We start from the raw sequence: 1,172 nt of genomic DNA on the forward strand, positions 1-1,172 counted from the left end.
GTTCGGGTTCTCGGGGTTTCGAGGGGGTTCGGGAGTTCGGGGGCCCGCCTCAGACGGGCAGGGACTCCCCGGCCGGTGCGGCGTGGCGGTCGATCTCGGCCAGCTCGCCGGCCTCCAGGGCGGGGCCGTCGAGGGCGTCGAGGTTGGCGTCGAGCTGGGCGACGCTGCTGGCGCCGATGAGCGCGGTGGTGGTGCGCTCCTCGCGCAGCACCCAGCGCAGCGCCAGCTGCGCCAGGCTCTGCCCGCGCGCGGCGGCGACGCGGTCCAGCGCCCGGGCGCGCTCGCGCACGTCCTCGGTGACGTCCGCGGCGGACAGGTAGGCGCTGCGGGTGGCGCGCGAACCCTCCGGGACGCCGTCGAGGTAGCGGTCGGTGAGTCGTCCCTGCGCCAGCGGCGAGAACACCGCCAGCCCCGCCCCGGCGCGCTCGGCGGCCTGCGCCAGCCCGGCCTCGGGGCGGCGGTCGAACATGGAGTACCGCGGCTGCACCAGGGTCAGCGGCGTGCCGAGCTGGCGCAGCAGGTCCGCCACGAGGGTGACGTCCTCGGGCGAGTAGTTCGACACCCCGACGTACAGCGCCTTGCCGGAGCGCACGGCGGCGTCGAGGGCGCCGGCGGTCTCCTCCAGCGGCGTGCCGGGGTCGCGCCGGTGGTGGTAGAAGACGTCGACGTAGCTCAACCCGGTGCGGCGCAGCGAGGCGTCGAGGGAGGCGAGCAGGTACTTGCGCGAGCCGCCGTCGCCGTAGGGCCCGGGCCACATGTCGTAGCCGGCCTTGGTGGCCACCGCGAGCTCGTCGCGGTACGGGGCCAGGTCGCTGCGCAGCACCTGCCCGAAGGTCTCCTCCGCCGCGCCGTAGGGCGGGCCGTAGTTGTTGGCCAGGTCGACGTGGGTGACACCGCGGTCGAACGCGCGCCGCAGCACCGCGCGGGCGCCCTCCAGCGGGCGGTCGGCGCCGAAGTTCTGCCACAGGCCCAGCGAGACCGGCGGGAGCAGCAGGCCGCTGCGCCCGGCGCGGCGGTACCGCGCGTCGCGGTAGCGCTCGGGGTAGGGGCGCCAGGAGCGGTCGGCGCGGTCCTCGGTGATCACTGTTCCTCCGGGTGGTGGGTGCTGCTCGCGGGCGTGCTCGCGGGGGCCGGTGCCCGCTCCCGCGCCGGGTGCGCGGCGGGCAGCGGGC

Annotated in this window: 1 protein-coding gene; it reads right to left on the minus strand. The window is 76.8% G+C overall.

Annotated elements, in window-relative coordinates; genetic code table 11:
- Nucleotides 1-49 precede the first annotated feature (49 nt).
- Nucleotides 50-1,081: an aldo/keto reductase gene (locus GTQ99_RS23415; protein ID WP_420814618.1), complete on the minus strand. Its 1,032-nt coding sequence runs from the start codon at nucleotides 1,079-1,081 to the stop codon at nucleotides 50-52.
- Nucleotides 1,082-1,172: the final 91 nt, after the last annotated feature.

Source organism: Kineococcus vitellinus, assembly GCF_009906315.1.
GTDB classification, from domain to species: Bacteria; Actinomycetota; Actinomycetes; order Actinomycetales; family Kineococcaceae; genus Kineococcus; species Kineococcus vitellinus.